This window comes from Maridesulfovibrio zosterae DSM 11974 (genome assembly GCF_000425265.1).
Classification (GTDB): Bacteria; Desulfobacterota; Desulfovibrionia; order Desulfovibrionales; family Desulfovibrionaceae; genus Maridesulfovibrio; species Maridesulfovibrio zosterae.
The window spans coordinates 279,655-300,316 of sequence record NZ_AUDC01000010.1 but is presented as its reverse complement, the minus strand read 5'-3'; the positions used below and the strand labels follow the sequence as shown (position 1 = coordinate 300,316).

General features: G+C 42.6%; 20 protein-coding genes and 1 pseudogene. 11 read left to right on the top strand and 10 right to left on the bottom strand.

Annotated features, from left to right (window positions below; genetic code table 11):
* The first annotated feature begins 8 nt into the window (after positions 1-8).
* Together cydB and H589_RS0102045 are read left to right on the top strand one after the other, a co-directional pair.
* On the top strand, positions 9-1,022 hold the full coding sequence (cydB, locus tag H589_RS0102050; protein WP_027720484.1) for a cytochrome d ubiquinol oxidase subunit II: 1,014 nt from the start codon (positions 9-11) through the stop codon (positions 1,020-1,022).
* 30 nt (positions 1,023-1,052) lie between these two features.
* Positions 1,053-1,559 carry a ferritin gene (locus H589_RS0102045; protein ID WP_027720483.1) on the top strand — a complete coding sequence of 169 codons (507 nt, stop codon included), beginning with the start codon at positions 1,053-1,055 and terminating at the stop codon, positions 1,557-1,559.
* A gap of 131 nt (positions 1,560-1,690) precedes the next feature.
* Here the strand turns inward: H589_RS0102045 and sfsA are convergent, their stop codons facing one another.
* Positions 1,691-2,410 carry a DNA/RNA nuclease SfsA gene (gene sfsA, locus H589_RS0102040; RefSeq protein ID WP_027720482.1) on the bottom strand — a complete coding sequence of 240 codons (720 nt, stop codon included), beginning with the start codon at positions 2,408-2,410 and terminating at the stop codon, positions 1,691-1,693.
* Positions 2,411-2,781: 371 nt separating this feature from the next.
* Between sfsA and H589_RS0102035 the strand changes: the two genes are divergently transcribed.
* The 6 genes from H589_RS0102035 to dsrP are packed head-to-tail and all read left to right on the top strand — an operon-like array spanning position 2,782 to position 8,375.
* The gene (locus H589_RS0102035; RefSeq protein WP_027720481.1) at positions 2,782-3,312 is read left to right on the top strand and encodes an RsbRD N-terminal domain-containing protein; all 531 of its coding nucleotides are present in this window, start codon (positions 2,782-2,784) and stop codon (positions 3,310-3,312) included.
* 48 nt (positions 3,313-3,360) lie between these two features.
* Positions 3,361-4,356, top strand: coding sequence for a sulfate reduction electron transfer complex DsrMKJOP subunit DsrM (gene dsrM / locus H589_RS0102030; protein WP_027720480.1), 996 nt, complete (start codon positions 3,361-3,363; stop codon positions 4,354-4,356).
* Between the two features lie 58 nt (positions 4,357-4,414).
* Complete coding sequence (dsrK, locus tag H589_RS0102025) at positions 4,415-6,022, top strand: sulfate reduction electron transfer complex DsrMKJOP subunit DsrK (RefSeq protein WP_027720479.1); 1,608 nt, start codon at positions 4,415-4,417, stop codon at positions 6,020-6,022.
* A 3-nt stretch (positions 6,023-6,025) separates the two neighbouring features.
* Positions 6,026-6,403 carry a sulfate reduction electron transfer complex DsrMKJOP subunit DsrJ gene (dsrJ, locus tag H589_RS0102020; protein ID WP_027720478.1) on the top strand — a complete coding sequence of 126 codons (378 nt, stop codon included), beginning with the start codon at positions 6,026-6,028 and terminating at the stop codon, positions 6,401-6,403.
* Positions 6,403-7,188 carry a sulfate reduction electron transfer complex DsrMKJOP subunit DsrO gene (gene dsrO, locus H589_RS0102015; protein ID WP_027720477.1) on the top strand — a complete coding sequence of 262 codons (786 nt, stop codon included), beginning with the start codon at positions 6,403-6,405 and terminating at the stop codon, positions 7,186-7,188. The genes dsrJ and dsrO overlap by 1 nt, the downstream gene beginning before the upstream one ends.
* Before the next feature lie 14 nt (positions 7,189-7,202).
* On the top strand, positions 7,203-8,375 hold the full coding sequence (dsrP, locus tag H589_RS0102010) for a sulfate reduction electron transfer complex DsrMKJOP subunit DsrP (RefSeq protein WP_027720476.1): 1,173 nt from the start codon (positions 7,203-7,205) through the stop codon (positions 8,373-8,375).
* A 93-nt stretch (positions 8,376-8,468) separates the two neighbouring features.
* Here dsrP and rnhA read toward each other — a convergent pair whose 3' ends face one another.
* The 3 genes from rnhA to H589_RS0101995 form a co-directional block, all read right to left on the bottom strand.
* A complete protein-coding gene (gene rnhA, locus H589_RS0102005) occupies positions 8,469-8,936 on the bottom strand; it encodes a ribonuclease HI (RefSeq protein ID WP_027720475.1) in 468 nt (155 codons plus the stop codon).
* 11 nt (positions 8,937-8,947) lie between these two features.
* Positions 8,948-9,532: a hypothetical protein gene (locus H589_RS0102000; protein ID WP_027720474.1), complete on the bottom strand. Its 585-nt coding sequence runs from the start codon at positions 9,530-9,532 to the stop codon at positions 8,948-8,950.
* 94 nt (positions 9,533-9,626) lie between these two features.
* Positions 9,627-10,994, bottom strand: coding sequence for a phosphomannomutase/phosphoglucomutase (locus tag H589_RS0101995; protein WP_027720473.1), 1,368 nt, complete (start codon positions 10,992-10,994; stop codon positions 9,627-9,629).
* Between the two features lie 410 nt (positions 10,995-11,404).
* Between H589_RS0101995 and hflK the strand changes: the two genes are divergently transcribed.
* Both hflK and hflC read left to right on the top strand, forming a co-directional pair.
* Positions 11,405-12,469: an FtsH protease activity modulator HflK gene (hflK, locus tag H589_RS0101990; RefSeq protein WP_156891636.1), complete on the top strand. Its 1,065-nt coding sequence runs from the start codon at positions 11,405-11,407 to the stop codon at positions 12,467-12,469.
* 11 nt (positions 12,470-12,480) lie between these two features.
* Positions 12,481-13,338 (top strand): protease modulator HflC, encoded by an 858-nt coding sequence (gene hflC, locus H589_RS0101985; RefSeq protein WP_027720471.1) that lies wholly within the window; start codon positions 12,481-12,483, stop codon positions 13,336-13,338.
* Positions 13,339-13,504: 166 nt separating this feature from the next.
* Here the strand turns inward: hflC and hemW are convergent, their stop codons facing one another.
* The 5 genes from hemW to H589_RS0101960 all read right to left on the bottom strand — a co-directional run bounded on the left by hemW (position 13,505) and on the right by H589_RS0101960 (position 18,799).
* Positions 13,505-14,701, bottom strand: a complete 1,197-nt coding sequence (hemW, locus tag H589_RS0101980) for a radical SAM family heme chaperone HemW (RefSeq protein ID WP_027720470.1) — start codon at positions 14,699-14,701, stop codon at positions 13,505-13,507.
* Between the two features lie 25 nt (positions 14,702-14,726).
* Positions 14,727-15,563 (bottom strand): universal stress protein, encoded by an 837-nt coding sequence (locus H589_RS0101975; protein ID WP_027720469.1) that lies wholly within the window; start codon positions 15,561-15,563, stop codon positions 14,727-14,729.
* 103 nt (positions 15,564-15,666) lie between these two features.
* A complete protein-coding gene (locus tag H589_RS0101970; RefSeq protein WP_027720468.1) occupies positions 15,667-16,221 on the bottom strand; it encodes an epoxyqueuosine reductase QueH in 555 nt (184 codons plus the stop codon).
* 65 nt (positions 16,222-16,286) lie between these two features.
* Positions 16,287-17,762 carry an Rne/Rng family ribonuclease gene (locus H589_RS0101965; protein ID WP_027720467.1) on the bottom strand — a complete coding sequence of 492 codons (1,476 nt, stop codon included), beginning with the start codon at positions 17,760-17,762 and terminating at the stop codon, positions 16,287-16,289.
* Positions 17,763-17,812: 50 nt separating this feature from the next.
* Complete coding sequence (locus H589_RS0101960) at positions 17,813-18,799, bottom strand: radical SAM protein (protein WP_027720466.1); 987 nt, start codon at positions 18,797-18,799, stop codon at positions 17,813-17,815.
* A gap of 652 nt (positions 18,800-19,451) precedes the next feature.
* On the opposite strand from H589_RS0101960, the gene H589_RS0101955 reads away from it, so the two are divergent.
* Positions 19,452-20,390 (top strand): tRNA (adenine-N1)-methyltransferase, encoded by a 939-nt coding sequence (locus H589_RS0101955; RefSeq protein ID WP_027720465.1) that lies wholly within the window; start codon positions 19,452-19,454, stop codon positions 20,388-20,390.
* Positions 20,391-20,512: 122 nt separating this feature from the next.
* On the opposite strand, the pseudogene H589_RS21200 reads toward H589_RS0101955, so the two are convergent.
* Positions 20,513-20,620, bottom strand: a pseudogene (locus H589_RS21200) (pyrimidine/purine nucleoside phosphorylase); the annotation flags it as partial.
* Positions 20,621-20,662: the final 42 nt, after the last annotated feature.

The following is a 20,662-nucleotide window of genomic DNA, read 5'->3' as shown; positions in this document are numbered from 1 at the left end:
AGATTATTATGTTAGAATCCATATGGTTCTTGTTATGGGGCTTGCTCTGGGCCATTTACTTTATGCTTGATGGATATGATCTGGGGCTTGGAGCAATGATGCCTTTTCTTGCAAAAAGTGAGAAAGACAGACAGACAATCTATAAATCAATGGGCCCCTTCTGGGACGGTAATGAAGTTTGGTTGATCACAGCCGGTGGTGTAACTTTTGCTGCATTTCCTAAGGCATATGCAGTTATGTTCAGTGGTCTTTACACTGCTCTTATGTTGCTTCTCATCGCACTCATCATAAGAGGCGTTGCTTTTGAATTCAGAGGCCTTGTTGAAAGTGACTGGTCTCGCAAATTCTGGGATAAGGCTACCGTAGTAGGAAGTTTTCTTCCTGCTTTGCTGCTAGGTGTCGCCTTTGCAAACATTTTCATGGGGCTTCCTCTTGATGAAAACGGCGTATTCCAAGGCAATATTTTCACCTTGTTGAATCCTTACGGTCTTGGCGGCGGTATTCTTTTTGTATTGCTTTTTGCTCAGCATGGCTGTCTCTGGCTGGCAGTACGCACAACCGGTGAACTAAATGAACGCGCAGGAAATCTTGCGACTGTGTTGTGGCCGGTACTTGTCGCTGTTTATGTTGCCTTTTTGGCTCTCACAGGTGTATATACACAGTTACTCGGCAATTATCTGGCCTACCCGGCTTTATTGCTGATACTTGTGATTCCGGTCTTTGCAATAGTTAAAGTTCGTGTACTGATAACTGAACGCAAATGGTGGAAGGCATGGATTTGTTCTTCAGCTCTTATTGTCTCAACTACCATGTTCGGTGTGATTGGATTGTTCCCGGCTTTGCTTCCTTCTAGCATTAATCCGGCATACTCAATTACTATTCATAATGCGGCTTCAAGTCAGCTGACTCTTAAGATTATGCTGACAGTTGCACTGATCATGGTACCAATCGTCATCGCTTACCAGTTTTGGATGCATAAGGTCTTTGCAACCAAAATTACTGATGAAGATCTGGGTTATTAAAATATTACCCATTTACGGAGAATGCTTAAAATGTCCAACAAAGTTCTTGAAAAAGCACTTAACGAACACCTTAATGCCGAGCTTTACTCTGCTTACCTTTATCTCTCCATGTCAGCTTATTTCAGCAACATTGGACTGAGCGGGTTTGCAAACTGGATGAGAGTTCAGGCTCAGGAAGAACAATTCCACGCTATGAAGTTCTATGATTACATCAATGAACGTGGCGGATGTGTAAAGCTTACAGCTATTGATGCTCCTGAAATTAAGTGGGAAAACCCTCTTGCGTGCATTGAAGCTGTTCTTGAGCATGAGCAGAAAGTAACTGCTCTGATTAACCATCTTGTTGATCTTGCGATTGAGGAAAGAGATCACGCGACCAATATCTTCCTGCAGTGGTTTGTAACTGAGCAGGTAGAAGAGGAAGATAACGTGAATGACGTTCTGAGTAAGGTGAGATTGATTGAGGGAAAAGGCAACGGTATGTTCATCATGGACAAAGAACTTGGCGCACGGGTTTTTACCCCGCCGGTTGCATAATTAAGCCTTTCTTTGCATCTTTAATCCCCCTTGAAGAATTTCTTCAAGGGGGATTTTTTTTATTACAAAGTGAAATATCATAAAGAAAATATTTTATCGGAGAGAGTGGGGGAAAATAAATTACGACAACATTACTTACAGTTTGTTAGCGGTAGTTTCTTGCCGACAGAGATTCCTTGTTCGTTTATGACAGCTTCGTATGCCCAGCATTCGACTTTTTTCTCAATAGCCTTGTAAAAAAGTTCTGCGTATTCAGGGTCAACTACATCAGCCGGACCGAAACATTTTCCATCAGTCCTCTGGATAAAAAAGAAAAGCGCGACCCGGTCACCTCCATCAGCCAAATCCATTAATTCAACAATATGTTTACGCCCACGCTCGGTCTGAGCGTCTGGAAAACAGGCAACTTCATCTTCGACGAGAGTAACATTTTTGCATTCAACCCACAGGTTGGGCAGTTTATTACTTGCGTCTGTGAATAGACCATCAAGACGGCTTTTACCTGTTTTGGCTTCACGCTTAAGGTCAGTGTAGCCTTTCAGTTCCGGGAGATTACCAGTTTCGAAAGCCAGTTGAAGAATTTTATTGGGGACAGCCGTGTTAACGCCGATCATCTCACCATCCGGCATTACTGCTTCCAATGTCCATTTAAGTTTTCTATCAGGATTCTGGGCTGGAGAAATGAATATTTCCTGTCCTTCTCGGAGAAGACCGAGCATAGATCCCGTATTATTGGTGTGAACCCCGATTATCCGGCCGTCAAGGCGTGCTTCAACAGTAAATCTTTTATATCTTCGGATAAAAATAGCTTTGCGGCATCCTTTAGGATACAAAATTAACGGTTCTGACATTTTACTTTCCTTGATGTATGTGATTTAAGCATCACAGGGACGGGGATTATTGAGAGTTCATAGATGTTTTTCAATGTACAATTGATGATTTTTATGTGTAATTAAAATCGTAATATTTCATGAAAACATTGAATATCCTCTTTGATCGATGATTGAAACCCTTAAGTGGTAATGATTTTTATACCTTTGATAATCTCAGTAAGGGTTAAAACCCTTGACGAACCACTGGGTATCTGGAATATCGTCCTGTTAGTCACAGTGTGACAAACTTTTCCTATTGGCTTCTATTTGAGCCTTTTTTAATTTCTGATCTTCGCAAAAAATAATTGTGATGGTCTGAAATTTACTATTGTTTAATACAGGAATTAAAAATGAGTCTTGTACAAAAATTGTCGGAAAAAAAAGAAGAGCTGGCAGAAAAATGGTATGATCTGGTTCTTGGTTCTTATCCTAAGGAAACTCAGGAAGTCTGGAGATCCAATCATGACCGTTTTACAAATCCTGTCGGTGTTACCATCAAGAAAATTACCAGAGAATTGGTGGATTTAATCCTTGAATGGAAAAGTGCCGACGATCTTGCAAATTCCCTTGATGAATTGATCAAAATAAGAACAGTTCAGGATTTTGCACCATCTAAAGCTTTAAGTTTTGTCTTTCTTTTTAAGAAACTCCTGAGAGACGAGTTCATGGAGGAACTGAAAAGTGAAGGTAAACTTGATGAGTTGCTCGCGTTTGAGGCCCGGATTGATAATCTGGGGCTTATCGCGTTTGACATCTATACCAAGAATAGGGACTTGATTGCGCAAATGAGAATTGAAGAGGTTAAAAGATCTCATCATATGCTCCTTCGGCGGGTCAACAAAATCGAGGACGCTTCGGCCAAAGGGGCCGGACAGGTGTAGTGGCCGGCTTCCTCTGGAAGCCAAACGTTATAAGCGAGGTGAAGGTAGATGAACGCTTTGTACTCACTCGTTTTAGTCTTTGCTCTGGTGCTTATCGCTCTTTTCGGAGCTGGTGCAGCACATATGACAGGACTGTTCGGTACGTTGCTACCGTATGTAGCAATTGCCGTATTTCTGGTAGGCTTCGCCTCCAGAATTATAGGCTGGGCTAAAAGCCCGGTTCCTTTCAGTATCCCGACCACGGGCGGACAGCAGAAGTCTTTGGACTTTATCAAGCATGACCGCTTTGACAACCCCGTGACTCCGGGTCAAACTTTTATCCGTATGGTTCTTGAGATCTGCTGTTTCCGTTCTTTGTTCAGAAACACATCCGTAGCTCTTAAGGACGGAAGAGTGACATACTCCTCAGCCAAATGGTTGTGGGGCTTTTCATTGCTCTTTCATTACTCATTCCTGCTCATCGTGATCAGGCATATGAGACTTTTCTTCGAGCCTGTACCTGTTTGTATCGGGTTTGTAGAAATGATCGATGGCATTATGCAGATCGGTGTTCCCAGATTGTACATGTCTGATCTTCTGATTCTTGTCGGCCTGGGCTTTTTGCTCGGACGCAGACTCAGGGACCCCAAACTTCGTTACATCTCTTTGGTAACCGACTACTTTCCCCTGCTTCTCATCATAGGCATTGCCCTTTCAGGGATCTATATGCGCTACTTCGCTCATGTAGATATTATTGCCCTCAAGAAGCTGACCATGGGTCTGGTAACCTTAAGCCCTGTAATTCCAGAAGGCGTGAGTGTGGTTTTCTTTGTTCACCTCTTCCTGGTCTGTACACTGCTGGTATACTTCCCATTCAGCAAGCTTATGCATGCTGGTGGCGTTTTCCTTTCACCAACAAGGAATATGCCCAACGATACGCGCATTAAGCATCATGAGAACCCCTGGAATGATCCTAGCATCAAGCCTCACAGCTATGCGGATTACGAAGATGACTTCAGGGAACCAATGATTGAAGCGGGTCTCCCGGTGGAAAAAGAGTCATAGAGTCTTTATAGACTTAATGTTTCTTAGACCTTAAAATACCTTTTGATGAGGAGTTGACATGGCTGACCTCCCAAAAGCTAATGAGCTTTTTAAAAGCATTAATTATACGCCGCCGTCCACAGGATGGATGGATACCCCGGTAGATACATCTCCGGGAAATTGGTGTTACCCCGCCAAGGCGGAAAAACTCGAGTATCTTGGTTTTCCAAATCCTCGTGAGTGGAATCCCGCTGACGTTGACTGGAAACTTCCTGAAAACTGGCAGGACATTGTCCACGAAGGTTTCAAGGAAAGACTCGGTAAATATCGTTCACTTAAAGTATTCATGGACATCTGTGTTCGTTGTGGTGCTTGCGCTGACAAGTGTCACTTTTTCATCGGTTCCGGTGATCCTAAGAACATGCCTGTTCTGCGTGCGGAGCTTATGCGTTCCGTATACCGTAAGGACTTTACCATGGCAGGTAAGATTCTGAGTACCCTCACCGGTTCCAGAGTCATGACCGAAGATGTTCTTAAAGAATGGTTTATCTACTTCTATCAGTGCACCGAGTGTCGTCGTTGTTCTCTGTTCTGCCCATACGGCATTGATACAGCGGAAGTAACCATGATGGCACGTGAACTGCTGCATCTTTGCGGTGTGAACATCAACTGGATTCTTGAGCCGGTTTCCAACTGTAACCGTACTGGTAACCATCTTGGTATCCAGCCTCACGCATTCAAAGATATCGTTGATTTTATGGTTGACGACATTGAGGAAATTACCGGTAAACGTATTAACGTTCCCATCAACGAGAAGGGCCATGAAGTTATCTTCATCACTCCCTCCGGTGACGTTTTTGCGGATCCAGGTATTTATACCTTCATGGGTTATCTGATGCTGTTTGATCACATCGGTCTTGATTACACTCTGTCCACTTACGCATCTGAAGGCGGTAACTTCGGTCTGTTCACATCAGCAGATATGATGAAGAAACTGAACGCAAAGATGTACGCAGAGGCTGAGCGTCTCGGCGTAAAATGGATTCTCGGTGGTGAGTGTGGTCATATGTGGCGTGTTATTAACCAATACATGGATACCATGAACGGTCCTGCGAATTTCCTTGAAGTTCCAAAGAGCCCTATTACCGGTACTGTGTTTGAAAATGCCCGTCAGACCAAAATGGTTCACATCACAGAGTTTACTGCAGATCTTATGAAGCATAATAAGCTGAAACTTGATCCAAGCAGAAATGATCATATCATCACAACATTTCACGATTCCTGTAACCCAGCTCGTGCCATGGGTCTTATGGACGAGCCGCGTTACGTGATTAAGAACGTTGTTAAGAACTTCCACGAAATGCCTGAACAGACTATCCGTGAGCAAACATTCTGTTGTGCTGGCGGTTCCGGTCTGAACACAGATGAAATTATGGAAATTCGTATGCGCGGTGGTCTGCCTCGCGGTAACGCACTTAAAACTGTACAGGATGAGAACGGTGTAAACATGCTCTCCTGCATCTGTGCAATTGACCGTGCTACCCTTCTCCCGCTTGCTAATTATTGGGCTCCAGGCGTTGACGTCTGCGGTGTTCATGAACTGGTAGGTAACGCACTCATTCTTGATGGCGAAAAAGAAAGGGAAACCGACCTTCGTATGAATCCTCTGCCCGGGAAGGAGGGGTAACTCATGCATTACGGTGGAAAAATCATAACTGGCCTGGTTATATTCCTCGGCCTGGTGTCCATGCCATTCTGGTTCAATATCGGTGGAAGCTTTCAAGAGCCTAAACTGGAATTGCCAAAAGATGCTAAAATATGTGTTGCGCCTACTGAAAACATGCGTAGAAATCACATGAAGCTTCTTAACGAGTGGAGAGATATGGCTCTTCGCGAGGGCAAAAGAACCTACATCAGTGCCAAAGGCGACAAATACACTATCAGTCTTCAGAATACCTGTATGAAATGTCATGCCAGCAAGGAACAATTCTGCGATAAATGTCATAATGCCGCCAGCGTAACTCCCTACTGTTGGGATTGCCACGTTCCTCCAAAGGAGGCAAAATAATGAAACAGAGTAGAAGAAACTTCCTTAAGTTTGCAGGTCTCTCTGCAGCAGGACTTTGCCTCGCTCCAGCCACTGCCGCTATGGCATCCGGTGGAGGAACAAGCAAAGAAGGGCACGCAGTTGTCAATTCCAACTCCCTGCACGCGAAGCGTTGGGCAATGGTAATTGATACGCGCAAACTTAATACCGAAGAAGCAATTGAAGCTCTGGCTGAAACATGTCACCACATACATAATGTGCCGACTATTGAATCTGACCAGAATATCAAGTGGATGTGGACCGGTTCTTACGGAGAAGTTTTTCCTGAACAGGAAAACAACTTTCCTTCAGAAGATCAGGAAAAACACAAATTCCCCTTACTCTGTAACCATTGTGAGTTCCCTTCCTGTGTACGCGTATGTCCTACAAAAGCGACATTCAAACGTGCTGACGGAATTGTTGCGATGGACTACCATCGCTGCATAGGTTGCCGTTATTGTATGGCGGCATGTCCTTACGGTTCTCGTAGCTTTAACTTCATGGACCCCAGAACTCACCTGGATATGGACAAGATCAATACGAAGTTCCCCACACGCATGCGTGGTGTTGTTGAAAAATGCAACTTCTGCGTAGAGCGTCTTGCTGTGGGAGAATTGCCTGCATGTGCGGAGAAATCCGGTGGCTCGATTGTTTTCGGGGACCTGCAGGACCCTGATTCTAATGTCAGAAAGGCTCTCAGGGAGAACTTCACCATCCGTAGGAAACCAACCGCAGGCACCGAGCCCGGCGTTTACTACATTATCTAGGGGGGAAGCTTGATATGCTCGAAAAAGCTCTAAAAGGCGGACCGAAGTACTGGGCCTGGATTGGTTTCCTGCTGCTCGTTATTGCTTCCGGCTTCTGCGTATACCTCGGACAGCTCAAGGAAGGGATGACCATCACCGGCTTGAGCCGTGATGTTTCCTGGGGCTTCTATATTGCACAGTTCACCTATCTTGTCGGTCTTGCCGCATCCGGTGTTATGATCGTACTGCCTTACTACTTCCATCATTACAAGAAGTTCAAAGGCATGGTTATCATGGGTGAATTCATGGCTATTGCTGCTGTTGTCATGTGTCTCGGTTTTATTATCGTTGACATCGGGCAGCCTCAGCGCATGCTGAACATTATCTTCCATCCGACTCCAAACTCTATCCTTTTCTGGGATATGATTGTTCTGAACGGTTATCTGATTCTGAACGTTGTCATCGGTTGGACATGCCTTGAATGTGAACGTCAGCGTGTGGAAACTCCTAAATGGATTAAGCCTCTGGCTTATACCTCCATTGTATGGGCATTTTCTATCCACACCGTTACAGCATTCCTGTATGCTGGTCTTCCAGGCCGTCATTACTGGCTTACTGCTATTCTGGCTGCTCGTTTTCTGGCATCTGCGTTCTGTTCTGGACCTGCAATCCTGCTGCTCGTGGTTTTCCTTGTTCGCAAGATTACCAAATACGAGCCAGGCAAAGGTGCAATCGGAACACTCACAACTATTATTACTTACGCAATGTGCGTGAACGTCTTCTTTTTCCTGCTTGAAGTTTTCACCGCATTCTATTCCAATATGCCTGGACATATACATCCGCTGGCATACCTTTTCGCCGGTAGCCACGGCCACCACGAACTGGTCCCCTGGATGTGGACAGCAGCAATCTTTGCTATTCTTAGCCTTGCGTTGCTGATTCCTCCAAAACTGCGTTACAACCAGAAATTGCTGCCTTGGAGCCTTGCTATCCTTGTTATTGCAACTTGGATTGATAAAGGTCTTGGTTTGCTGATTGGTGGTTTCACACCGAATCCATTCAATGAAATCACTGTTTACTGGCCTACCGGTAGAGAGCTTATGGTTTCCATGATGGTTTACGCACTTGGCGCACTGACTCTGACTGTGCTCTACAAGATCGCAACAGACGTTAAGCGCGAACTCGGAGAACTGACTACTCCTGACTAGTCAGGTAAGTTCAACGAACATTAAAAAAAGTCCCCAGTTTCTTAAGAAACTGGGGACTTTTTTTGTCATAATTAAAATAGGCTGAGAGTATTACTATAAAGTTTCTTCATCCTCAATCAGATTGCCGGATGATGCTGCTGTGCGGGCAAGATCGTCACAAAGTTCATTCATAGGGTCTCCAGAATGTCCCTTTACCCATCTGAATTGGACAGTATGTTTTTTCAGTAATGGGATGAACTGGAGCCATAGATCCTTGTTTTTAACAGGCTTTTTGGCAGCCGTTTTCCAACCGTTTTTCTGCCAGTTGTCTATCCATTTCTTTGTGAATGCATTCTTAACATATTGTGAGTCAGTATAAAGGGTAACATCACAAGTCTCTTTAAGTTCAGTGAGAGCAGCTATTACTGCCCGCATTTCCATACGATTATTAGTTGTTCTCTTATAGCCTTGCGACAGTTCTTTTTTATGTTCGCCAAATAGAAGAACGGCTCCATAACCGCCACGTCCAGGGTTTCCGAGACAAGAGCCGTCGGTATAGATCGTTATTTTTTTGTTAGACATTAATTCCTGCTTTATTCTTTAAACCCAGCTGATTCTGGATCGGTCATGTTTTTATCCTCATTTCCACTGTCACTCTCACTGTACACAGGGATCACGCTTTGGTCTGATTCTACTTTTGCAAGTCTTTCCCAAATCATGGATAAACTTGTCATCAAAGCTGTTGGCCATTTATCGTCACTGAAATTTTCAGTAAAATAGTTTTTTTTAAGCTCTGATATAAATTTTGATCCTAAAGCGTGACGTACTAAACCTGGAAATTGCATATCAACTTCTTCGAATGCTGGAGAAAGTTTGATGTATAATTCTTTTGGTTCAGCTTGCTTAGGAGCAATATGATCTGTTAAAATATGGATTTTAACTTGAACACCAAATTCATTACGCATACTTCTGATAAATCCCTGAACAAAATTACGTTCAGATTTACTCAGTACCTTTGTCTGATCCCAAAGAGAGTTGCGTGCCTGAATTTTTTCAAGAGTACTCTGGTTGTTAGTCCAGAACGCCCAGGCTACAATACCTAAAACTACCACCATACCAATGATTCTTAAAAATTTTTCACTGGCTGAATTTCCGTGAGGTTTTAAAAATATAGCCATAGAGGTAATCCTTTTGTGCTAATAATTAAAAAGACAATATGAAATCATATTTGCGTAACCATATGATATAAAATAATTCGCGCATCAAAAATAGTTATTTAGTCAGTTCTGCGCTTAACTTATCTAAAAGAGATTCGATAGTATTTCTAATCTCAGCAAGTCTTTCAGGTGATTCTGCTTCAAAGCGCATTGTTAATGCCGCTTGAGTATTTGATGCCCGAACAAGAGCCCATCCATCATCATATATGACCCTAACTCCGTCAATATCTATGACCTTGTTATCTTTGGATAGTTCTCTAGCAGCATTTTCGACAAGTTTAAATTTAATTTCTTCCGGATAGTCTATACGAAGTTCAGGAGTAAAAAAAGTTTCAGGCCAGTCCTCAAGACTTTTTGATAATGGCTCATTTTCATGTGAAAGGATTTCGATAAGCCGAAGAGCTGAATAAAGACCATCATCAAATCCGTAATAACGATCTGAAAAAAATATATGTCCGCTCATCTCACCGCCGAGTCCTGCTCCGGTCTCAGCCATTTTAGCTTTCATTATGGAATGACCAGTGCGAGCCATGATTGGTCTGCCTCCATGATTCTTGATATCTTCAAAAAGAAGATGGCTGCATTTGACATCTGCAATTATGGTTTCATCAGGCTTACGGCTGAGCAGCTCACGCGAGTAAATGGCCATAAGCCGGTCACCTGGAATAAGTTTACCCTTTTCATCTACAGCTCCGATACGGTCAGCATCGCCATCCAGACCTATTCCTGCTTCTGCATTATGATCGACGACAGCCTTAAAAAGGTCTCCCATATATTTTTCAACTACAGGGTCAGGGTGGTGGTTCGGGAAATCTCCATCTGGATCACAATAGAGCGGTATGACCTCAGCCCCTGCCTTACGCAACAGTTCAAGGGCAATATGCCCGCCAGCTCCATTACCGCCGTCCAGCACGACTTTTACAGGACGTTTTATCTTAATATTTTCAAGTAGATCTTCGACGTATGAGGGAACAATATCATGGCAAGATGCCATCCCTTTCCCATTAACGAAATCTTGTGATTTCATTATGTTGTAAATTTGTTGAATGTCATCAGTATGTATTGTTGTGCCATCGCTCCAGATTTTGAATCCGTTGAATTCCGGAGGGTTGTGGCTGGCTGTTATCATAATGCCTGCATCATAATGTAATTTTTTAGCAGCAAAGTAAAAAACTGGACTTGGAACAAGATTTAAAATGAGAACATCTATTCCTGAAGCATTAAGACCTCTTACGATTGCAGCCTGATAAACTGGGGAACTGTGCCTGCAATCATGACCGACAACAGCTCTCTTCTGTCCTTTACTTCGAAACCATGTACCACATGCTTGACCTAGCTTTTCTACCCATTCTTCATCAAAATCATAATCTACGACACCTCTGATATCATATGCTCTGAATATTTCCTTATTCATTTTTATCATTCTGTTGAGCTCCTGAAGTGAAAATTGCAGTGAACGGTTTTAAAATCAAATAACATATCAAAGAAAAAGAGATTAATTATATTGATCGTTAGATTCTTTTAATGTTTATAGCGTGAAGTCGGATAGAAATTAAGTTTTAACTTAAAGCCACGTCAATAGTCAGAATATAAACAGAGTTCAATCTACGCCGGTTAGGTGCAGTCATGTGGCGTTTTTGCTTTCTCTTGGTTCTTTAACGAATTGAAAAACAAAATAAATATAAGTGTTATCCTGTAATTATTTCTAATTTCAGAAAATAGAGCTAAGGACAATGTATGTTTTTATTATTGAATAAATTATTTTTTTATTAACATTATAGCATATCTTCGATTTTCCTTGATATGTGGGCTCGTCTCGCCTATAAATTTAATATGAACTGGGACTGGGACAAATTATCCGAACAACGGCAGAGGAACAGCGGTGGTCCGAAACCGCCGAATGTGGATGATATTAACTCCACCATTAAGAAACTCCGCGGTACCGGCTTGCCGGGCGGAAAATATATCATAATCGGCATCATTGCGCTCTGGTTCCTATCAGGAATCTATATTGTTGAGCCCGATGAAGTCGGTGTGGTAACGAGATTCGGTAAGTATATTACTACTACCGGACCTGGACCGCATTACCATCTTCCGGTTCCAATTGAATCGGTTATGAGACCGAAGGTCACACAGATCAGACGTGTGGAAGTCGGCTTTCGTTCCTATGGCTCTTCGCGCTCCTTCACTCAGGGGCAGTCACGCAATGTGCCTGAAGAATCTCTTATGCTGACAGGTGACGAGAACATCGTTGATGTTCAATTCATCGTGCAATACCAGATTAAAGATCCGGTAGATTACCTCTTCAAGGTAAGCAATCAGCCTAAGACAATTCAGGATGCGGCTGAAGCAGCTATGCGTGAGATTATCGGTAAGACCAAGATTGAACTTGCACTGACTACCGGTAAACTTCAGATTCAGACTGAGACCAGAAGGTTATTACAGGAAATTGTGGATAGATATGAACTCGGAGTGAACGTACTGGCAGTACAGCTGCAGAACGTGCATCCACCGAATGAGGTTGTAGACGCTTTTAAAGACGTTGCAAGTGCTCGTGAGGACAAGAGTCGTTATATCAACGAAGCAGAAGCTTACCGAAACGATATCCTGCCTAAGGCCAGAGGTCAGGCGGCAGTTATTATCAACAAGGCTGAAGCGTACAAAGAAATGAAAGTGCGTGAAGCAGAAGGTAAAGCTAAACGTTTTATGGCAGTCTACAAAGAGTATCAGAAGGCCAAGGACATTACTGTCAAACGACTCTATCTGGAAACAATGGAAAACATTTTCTCCAGTCCTGACGTTAAAAAGGTTATTCTGTCAGATGATGCAGCGAAAAAAGCATTGCCTTTTCTGTCTTTGGATGGGGGCGTTTTTCCCGTGCAAACCGGTAAAAAATAGGGGATAAGGATATGAGTTTACTCAAAAAAGGTTCCGCTCCCCTGGCAATACTGATTATAGTTGCCGTATTGGGGATTGCTCAAAGTGCATATATTGTAAAGCAGACTGAAAGAGCAGTTGTCTTGCAGCTTGGTAAACCTAAATCCGGACCGATGGGGCCAGGGCTCCATTTTAAGCTTCCGTTTGTCCAGAACGTAATCTATTTCGATTCACGGCTTCTGGAATACGATGCACGTCCGGCTGAAATTCTGACTAAAGATAAAAAGAATATGGTTGTGGATAACTATTCCAAGTGGCGCATCAGCGATCCCTTGCAGTTTTACCGCACCGTTCGGTCCATTCCTCGTGCGCAAGCCCGGCTGGACGATATTATCTATGCAGAACTTCGTGTTGCTCTAGGTCGCTACACACTGATTGAAATTATCTCAAGTGACCGAACTTCTATTATGGAAGAAGTGACTAAAACTTCAAATGAATTGCTTTCCCCTTACGGGATTGAAGTGAAAGATGTGCGGATTAAACGTACTGATCTGCCTCCTGAAAATGCCCGTGCAATTTACGGTCGTATGAGGGCAGAGCGTGAACGTATGGCCAAACAATATCGTTCTCAGGGTAACGAGGCGGCAGCGCGTATCACTGCTCAAGCAGATAAAGAAAGAGCAATTACCCTGGCAGATGCGAATCTCAAGGCAGAAATATTGCGCGGTGAAGGTGACGGAATAGCTACCAAAATCTATGCTGATAGTTTTGGTAAAGATCAGCGCTTTTACTCTTTTAAAAAGTCACTTGAAGCTTATGAAAAGAGTTTCAAAAAAAATACAAAGGTTATCCTTTCTTCGGATAATCCTTTTCTGCAATACATGAAGTAAGAGCGTATAATGCGAATCTAAACGTCCATGTAATGCTTACGGAAGATCTCAAAATTCCGTCATTGCAAGTATAAAATAAAAGGCAGGAATCCTCATTAAAGGAGGATTCCTGCCTTTTAAAATTTCAACAAAATTTAATATTATATATTTACGAAAACAGCATTTGCTAATCAAATGCCAATGATTGCAATATAGAATTAGATACCAGCATCCCGTTTTTGGTCAGTCGTAGAAAGCCTCCACTCATACGGCATAGTCCGTTTTTGTAGAGGGCATTGATTATGGATTTTTTTTCTTTGGTCAAATCAGTTCCAGTCAGTTCTTTGTAATCGGAAAGTTTCAAGCCTTTAGATGTTCTGAGGCTAAGCATGACAAGCTCTTGAACTTTGATTTCATCGGTAAGTTCTTCATAATCTTCACCAGCATATCCACCACGTACTGCGGCGTCATATTCGTCCATGTATAATGGATTAGTAAATCTGCGAGCACCGATTGTTGAAACTGCAGATGGACCGAGTCCAAGATAGTCCAGCCGGTCCCAATAGCCCTGATTATGGCGTGAAATGAAACCCATTCGTGCAAAATTGGAAATTTCGTACTGAATATAACCCATGGACTCAAGAAATTCTGCGCCATATATAAACATTCGCGCTTGTTCTCCATCAGGTGGAAGTACTAGGTCCATAGCCTGTTCACGCTTACCAAAAACAGTATCCGGCTCAATTGAAAGGCCGTAGCATGAAATATGCTCAGGCTTGAGCTTAACAACAGCCCTCAGTTCATTGTTCCAATCTTTGACTTTCTGATTTGGTAATCCCCAGATTAGATCAATACTTATATTATTGAATCCGGCCTTTCGTGCAAAAAAGTATGCTTCGGCAGCCTGTCTTGCAGAGTGGGGGCGTCCAAGTTCAACAAGATTACGGTCATCAAGAGATTGAAAACCGAGACTTAGTCGGTTTATTCCCATTGAATTCAGTGCTTGAAAATATGACAGGTCATTAGCGGAATCAGGATTAGCCTCAAGAGTAATCTCCATCCCTTTTGTAAAAGTAAAGTTCTTCCGCAAAGCATCCATAATCATTTCAAGTTGAAAAGGCGGAATCAGACTGGGAGTGCCTCCTCCGAAGAAAATTGTTCCAATAGATGGACTCTTGAGCCTTTTCCCCCATAGTTCAATTTCAGCCAGCAGAGTTTTCAGGTACCAGGCAAAAGTAACTTGATTGAATACCTGAGAATGAAATGCACAGTAATGACATTTACTACGGCAAAAGGGGACGTGAATGTAAAGTAGAAGGTTTCTGGCTTCTTTACCATCACCCTGCAGAAGAGGTGCATTAAAAAATGCCGGAGCAAGACCCATTAGCAATATTCCTTAGAAGATGAGATTAGCGGCTGATCCACAGAGCAGTTCCTTTAAGTCCTTGTAATAAGTTGACACAAACAGATTTAGGAAAAAGTTTTTCAGTCGCAGATCGATCGTGAACCCCTCTGCCAGCAGCAACAGCAGCGTAATCGCCCTTTGCCGCTTCTGTCAGTATTGCTTTTGTAACGTTATTACTTTCAATTACAAGTTCTTTAATGCGCTCTTGATTGACACCGTTTCCGATCAAATGTTCACGTGTTAAAGCAAAAACGTCTTTAATGTTAACTGATTTTTTGCTTTTAGCGTCTCGGACGTGAAGCATAGTAATTTTGTGGTTATGGTTATCATTGAGAATAAATCCGACATGGTCAGCAATTCGTTGCGAAGGTTCATCTTCGTCAACACATAAAAGAATATCTTTCTTCGGTATGTCATGGGGGCATTTACAGAACCAGAGCGGAAAATTAATTTCTTCCCATATAACTCTGCTGCCCACGCTGTAGTCAAAAAATTCTTCCAGCATACTTGAGGTCTGGCGGCCTAATACTATCGCATCATACATGCCTTTGTGGCCTTCCTGAACTATCTCACGGGCAGTATTGCCTCTGGACTGGATGGTCTTGAAATCAATACTGCTCTTTTCACAGAAACTGTTGTTGATAAACCAGTCTCTTTTTTCTTCCAGCAACAGTTTACCGTTCTTAAGAGCATTATTCTTGTCCCATGATCCTTTAGGCGGAACAATGTTCACTAAGGTAATTCGGACATCACAAGGAGAATTGAAGAAATCTTTTATGAATCTGATTGCATATGAAGACGCATCATCAGCGCGTATGCAGACCATTAAATGCTTTTCCATGCTCACCATTCCTGTCACGGATTTCAATGTCGAAAGGTAGTATATATTTTTGATAAAGCTCTAACTTAGTAATATATTAACGGGATATAAATATTAAAACAAGCTAAGAATTATTTAACTCTTTCGCATAGCGTTCGTTTTCGCTGAAAAGACAACCGCAATATTGCTGGCGATATATTTCCATTTTTTTGGATCGTTCAATACCTTCTTTCCAGCCTTCACGAAAATCATAGTAATAAAATTTACATTTACTTGTCCCTGCCATGTCTCTTCCCAAATCTGCTATACGCATATGCTGCTGAAATTTACTGTAGAGCAGGGTAGTGGTGAAAAAGTCAAAACCACCTCTTTTCGCCAATGATAAAGTACGTTCCAGTCGATCTGCATAACAATGGAAACAACGGTTTTCTTCACGATATGCAATAGAGCGAAACCATCTTTTTGAATCATATTCATCAAGCTTACCGATAACTTTAACGCTCATTTTATTAGCAACTTCAAGGAATCCTTCCCGCCGACGAATGTATTCTTGTAAAGGGTGAATATTAGGATTGTAAAAAAAAGCGCAGACTTCAAAACCTTGCGCATGCAAGATATCAATGGTGGTAATTGAGCATGGTCCACAACAAGCGTGAAGCAAAATTCGTTTGGAAGGCATGGCTTACTCTCCATAAAAAAAGAGGCAGCACCTTCAGGAGCTGCCTCTAAGCTATTTATAAAATCTTAATCCGCCCAGATGACTTCGATATTAATTTTGGTATCGAACATCTTTTCATATTGAATGATTGGATCACGTTTATGATTGAGCAGGTACAAGGCCAGCTCTTCTTCTGCCTCGAAAAGCAAAGGCGAAGGGCATCCTGGTTTTCTGAGCATTCTGTATATGTCTTTAAGGGCCTGCATGGACTGCCATTCCATATTGCGGCGGATTCCTGTCCCTTCACAGCTTGGACATGGCTCAGTGGACACAGCAATGGCTGATGATCCTAAACGCTGACGTACAAGCTCCATAAGACCGAATCGTGAGATACGCCCAACATCCGTTCTGGCCCGATCGTTTTTGAGTGCCGAGCGCATTGTTTTTTCTACTTCACGACAATGCTTAGGATCTTTCATTTCAATAAAGTCGATTACAACCTGACCGCCCAGATCTCTCAGTTTAAGCTGGCGGGCAATCATTTCAGCACTTTCTTTATTGGTCTTCAGAGCCATTTCTTTAAAATTGCGTTCGCCTCCGATTTTACCGGAGTTGATATCAATAGCAGTTAAAGCTTCAGTCTGGTCAAATACTAATCTCCCGCCGGAGGGTAGATTTACTTCTCGTCCATAAATCTGTTCAATTTGTTTAACCAGATTAAAGCGTTCCCAAAGGGACTTATCTGTATCGCTATGAAGTTTGACCAGATTGTTGCGACGCGGAAAAGATAGCGAAGCAAGTTTCTTAACCTGTTCGGCAGTCTCCTTATCATCAACCCATATTTCAGCAACATCAGAGGACAAATAATCACGTACTGCGCGAGATGCCAGCCCCATCTCTTCATAAACGAGAGATGGTGGTTTAGCGTCCTGTCCTTTCTCGCGAACATCGTTCCAGAGTCTGGTAAGGAATTTGAAATCACGTCTAAGAGCGGACTTACTCTGTCCTGTGCTGGCCGTACGCACGATAACTCCGACGCCTGCACCGGGATTGACTTCGTCTATGACTTCTTTAAGCCTGCTGCGCTCTTTCTCATCTTCTATTTTGCGGGAAATACCAATCTGTTCTCGACCTGGAGTCAGAACAAAATAACGGCCCGGCAAGGATAGATATGATGAAAGGAAAGCCCCTTTTTTACCGGTAGGCTCTTTTACCACCTGAACAAAGATTTCCTGTCCAGGCTTAAGAACTTTTTGCAGCAAAGGGAATCTGTGCCCTTTTTTTAATTTATAGGTACCCTGATAGTATTCAGGATGGACCTCATCCACCTGCAGGAATCCGTTTCTTTCAGCCCCGTAATTAATGAAAGCAGCCTGGAGAGCCGCATCAATATTGTGGATGTATCCTTTGTAAATATTACCTTTGGTTTTGGCCTGATGGAGCATTTCAACGTAATACTCGATAACCTGACCTTCCTGAGTCAGCGCTACTTCCACCTGTTCTTCGGGGAGTACGCTGATAAACATTTTTTCTTTTTTCTTTTTATTGTCGTTAACTGTCATTATCCTAATCCAAGGAAAAGTTTGAATTTCCCCGGACTCAGGTGCTAAAATCATGAATCTACGTCAAGCCTGCAATCGTAATAAATTTCATCACCAGTTTGCCTGACGCTTAGTCTGCCGCTGTTTCTCAGTTCTTTGAGCACTTCATCCACTTTAGAAAGTGACACTTCAAGTGCTTTTGAAAGCTGCTGCGCTGTTTGCGGCCGTCGCATGAGAGAAGCCTGAATCCGGTCAAATGCATCGGAGTCTCCAGCCTGCACAAGGGCGGATGTATCCGTGCTGCTCCCTGATTTCACGTCTGTATCTGGTTCGCAATCCCTGTTTTTGGAGGGCGCGGCATCAAGAACCTCTTTCCAGCGGCCTAAGGAACCGGAATCAACCGGGCCGGCCTTATCCAGAGTACCGGGACGTGAAAGTGTGACCACATCAATGCGGTCCGGAGAAAGATCGATACAGAACTCTTTCATTTTTGAAAGGTTTTCATCTGAATCATTATATCCCCGTGAAAGGAGCACTTCCAGAAAAATCTTACCTTTGAACTCCTTACGGAATTCTATCAGAGCCTTGGCTATAGCTTCAGGGTCAGTTCCCTTGCACGGCCTGTTTATGGCTCTAAATTCAGAAGTAATCAAAGAATCCATTGATGGAAGCACTACGTCAGCTTCCAAAAGTTCTCTGCGAACTTCAGGGTCCGTCATTGTAGTTGCGTTTGTCAGTACCGCAATGTTCATTGACGGGAAAAGTTTCTTAACACCCCGAATAATATCGGGCATTTCAGAGTTAAGGGTGGGTTCACCCAACCCTCCCAGAGTAATGATATCGGGCTTCTGATGTTTCTCGCCCTTCCACTTTGTCAGTTCCTGCAAAAGTTCTGCCGCGGTTACGTATGGTTTCCGTTCACCGGTAAGATTGTCGGTCTTACCCACTTCGCAGTATACGCAGTCCATTGAGCAAATTCTTTCACCAAGAAGATCAAGTCCTAATGAACGGCCAAGTCTGCCGGAAAAAACCGGCCCGAAGACATACTTATAACCCATATCGGCCTCATCAAGAAGCAAAAATTCAAATTAAATGAAATTATTCAACCTACATTACCTGTTTACCTAAAAGAATTCAAAAATGCACAGGATATTTCACTCTGGTGCCAATTGAATGTAACATGCGATTTTGAAAAGCAGTTCTTAACTGTGGCAGCAAAAAGGAATTAAGTCTTTTTTAGAATCTCTCAACAATTTTTGTTTACATATATAAACAGGAAATATTCACAAGCAGTAAATGACTAAACTTACAACGGTATAAAAAACTCATGGATAACAGGTGTTGTAACCGTGAGGGATATGAACTCAAACCGTATAATATTTGAGAGTTAGTCACCACTCGCAGGAATGTAAGCATTTATTCTGAAAGAGCAAAAAACTCAAGCTATAATTCTTAACTGTCCGTCTAGTTAAAAAATATCGAAATATGTTTTCAGGATTATAATCATCAACTTTAGTAGGATATAATTTATTAGAATTGTATGAGATTTAAGGCAAAATTATTTCTTATCAGGTATTTATAAAGTGTATAATGCTGAGGTTCAGGCATTTTAAGTCTGCAGCTGTATTCGTTTTTTTAAACGCTTTTTACATTGACTTTAGACCATTTCATCCGTAATCCGGCGTAATATTCAATCAGGAGGAAAGTCTGATGCTTGAAGCTGGACAAGTAATACTGTTAGTCAACCCCAAAGGTAAACGCTACCTGCGTGTTATCAAAGAAGGGGATGAAATACATACCCATGACGGAAAGATCCTCATGGATGACATTGCTGCTGCGGGTTACGGTAAAATAGTTAAAACCCATCTTGGCCGTGATTATCAAATTTTGAAACCCACTGTGCATGACCTTATCAAAGGCGTTAAGCGTCAGACCCAGATTATGTATCCTAAAGAAATCGGATACCTCCTGCTGAAACTCGGTGTCGGTCCCGGAGCAAGGATTGTTGAGTCTGGTTCAGGTTCAGGTGGACTGACTACTGCGCTGGCCTATTACGTAGGTGATACCGGTAAAGTTTATACTCACGAGAAACGTCCGGAATTTTATGATCTGGTTAAGAAAAATCTTGAATGGGCTGGCCTTGATCACCGTGTAGAACAGTTCAACCTTAATATTGAAGATGGTTTTCAGGCTTCAGACTGTGACGCATTGTTTCTCGATGTGCCGAATCCATGGGATTACCTGCATCATATCCCTAAAGCGGTAATACCGGGCGCTATGTGCGGATTCTTGCTGCCAACGACCAATCAGGTCAGTGATCTGCTTGCAGGGCTTGAGAAAGCATCTTTCTCAGATCTTGAAGTTGTTGAAATTCTTATACGCCGTTATAAGCCTGTTTCAGAAAGACTGCGCCCTGAAGACCGTATGGTCGGGCACACCGGTTTTCTCGTTTTTGCACGTAGTACTGAAGGATGTGAAATGACTCTGGAAGTACCTAAGAAGAAAAGAGATAATCGTGGAAAACCTCCGGCAGAGAAGTATCATGTAGATAGAAAAGACATGAAAGATACTCCTCCCGAAGCTCTTAAAGCAGAGCAGGAAGCAGCCGCAAAAACTGAAGAAGCAGCTGACGAAGAAAAATCTGAATAAATTTTTGCTTTAGTTGCAAACCATTTATTTGAAAAATGAAAGCCGGATATCCTATGGATATCCGGCTTTTTTAAGACATAACGAAGGTGTCTTCGGTTAGGGAAGAAAATTCTCAGTATTCGCTAGTCAAGGTAGGAGCAACAGTAGTCAACAAGAGACTCAACGACTAATTTGAATTTTGAATTGGTTGGGACATTAAAAATTTCGCCAGCAATTGCCGTCTGCCAATCCTTTGCTTCTGGTCTTTAATGTATAGTTTCTTTCTCCATTTA